This is a genomic window from Oceanobacillus sp. AG (genome assembly GCF_009746545.1).
Lineage (GTDB): Bacteria > Bacillota > Bacilli > Bacillales > Amphibacillaceae > Oceanobacillus > Oceanobacillus indicireducens.
On sequence record NZ_WOWT01000076.1, the window covers coordinates 1 to 1,362 of the forward strand.

General features: G+C 47.3%; 9 tRNA genes and 2 rRNA genes. All 11 read right to left on the bottom strand.

The annotated features are described in order from the left end of the window. Positions 1 to 201: 201 nt before the first annotated feature. Positions 202 to 277: transfer RNA gene (locus GN217_RS18520), tRNA-Ala, on the bottom strand. Between the two features lie 12 nt (positions 278 to 289). Beyond that, positions 290 to 366: transfer RNA gene (locus GN217_RS18525), tRNA-Pro, on the bottom strand. Between the two features lie 6 nt (positions 367 to 372). Continuing rightward, positions 373 to 449: transfer RNA gene (locus GN217_RS18530), tRNA-Arg, on the bottom strand. 4 nt (positions 450 to 453) lie between these two features. Then, positions 454 to 542 (bottom strand) — tRNA-Leu (locus GN217_RS18535). Positions 543 to 548: 6 nt separating this feature from the next. Further along, a tRNA-Gly gene (locus GN217_RS18540) sits at positions 549 to 623 on the bottom strand. Positions 624 to 645: 22 nt separating this feature from the next. Continuing rightward, a tRNA-Leu gene (locus GN217_RS18545) sits at positions 646 to 727 on the bottom strand. A gap of 9 nt (positions 728 to 736) precedes the next feature. Beyond that, positions 737 to 812: transfer RNA gene (locus GN217_RS18550), tRNA-Lys, on the bottom strand. A gap of 35 nt (positions 813 to 847) precedes the next feature. Continuing rightward, positions 848 to 923 (bottom strand) — tRNA-Thr (locus GN217_RS18555). Positions 924 to 927: 4 nt separating this feature from the next. Next, a tRNA-Val gene (locus GN217_RS18560) sits at positions 928 to 1,003 on the bottom strand. Positions 1,004 to 1,012: 9 nt separating this feature from the next. Then, positions 1,013 to 1,128: ribosomal RNA gene (rrf, locus tag GN217_RS18565) — 5S ribosomal RNA — on the bottom strand. A 125-nt stretch (positions 1,129 to 1,253) separates the two neighbouring features. Next, positions 1,254 to 1,362: ribosomal RNA gene (locus tag GN217_RS18570) — 23S ribosomal RNA — on the bottom strand; the annotation flags it as partial.

Below are 1,362 nucleotides of genomic sequence, written 5' to 3' on the forward strand. Positions count from 1 at the left end.
CACCGTCATCTATTCTTAGCTTCAAAAATTGATTCAAGGGATAAAAAGCTCTCGTTAGATAAATCCAACGTTTCTTCTTACCTCTTTTTCATACTGGTTGTTTTGTTCAGTTTTCAAAGAGCAAATTAAAAGTCGCACTCAAATTTAGCGACTAAGAAATGTTACCATATGTTTTAAAATATGTCAACTATTCTTTAGTAATGGTGGAGCCTAGCGGGATCGAACCGCTGACCTCCTGCGTGCAAGGCAGGCGCTCTCCCAGCTGAGCTAAGGCCCCGTGATTGTTTAATGGTCGGGAAGACAGGATTTGAACCTGCGGCCCCTTGGTCCCAAACCAAGTGCTCTACCAAGCTGAGCTACTTCCCGTATATATGGCGCGCCCGAGAGGAGTCGAACCCCTAACCTTTTGATCCGTAGTCAAACGCTCTATCCAATTGAGCTACGGGCGCAAGATGGTGCCGAGGACCGGAATCGAACCGGTACGGTAGTAACCTACCGCAGGATTTTAAGTCCTGTGCGTCTGCCAGTTCCGCCACCCCGGCAAGGGTTGGAGCGGAAGACGGGATTCGAACCCGCGACCCCCACCTTGGCAAGGTGGTGTTCTACCACTGAACTACTTCCGCTCGTTTTTAATCATATATAAAGTGCGGGTGAAGGGACTTGAACCCCCACGTCCGAAGACACTAGATCCTAAGTCTAGCGCGTCTGCCAATTCCGCCACACCCGCGCATTAAAATGGTGAGCCATACAGGATTCGAACCTGTGACCCTCTGATTAAAAGTCAGATGCTCTACCGACTGAGCTAATGGCTCGCAATGTGTTTCGACTTTATATTCGAATTAAAAAATGGTGCCGGCCAGAGGACTTGAACCCCCAACCTACTGATTACAAGTCAGTTGCTCTACCAATTGAGCTAGGCCGGCTGGATGGTGGAGGATGCAGGACTTGAACCTGCGACCCCCTGCTTGTAAGGCAGGTGCTCTCCCAACTGAGCTAATCCTCCGTCTAATATGCCTGGCAACGTCCTACTCTCGCAGAGACAAAGTCTCAACTACCATCGGCGCTGGAAAGCTTAACTGCTGTGTTCGGTATGGGAACAGGTGTGACCTCTCCGCCTTCATTACCAGACATTAAAGTATGTAATTTTTAAGGACAAGTTATATTATATGCATTTCCTTCGGAAAATGCAAGTCTTTTTTTAAACTTATACCCTGAAAACTAAATAAGAGTAGATGACGACATCAAAATAGAAGTTAGTTAAGTCCTCGATCGATTAGTATTCGTCAGCTCCACATGTCACCATGCTTCTACCTCGAACCTATCAACCTCATCGTCTCTGAGGGATCTTACTCACTCGAAGTG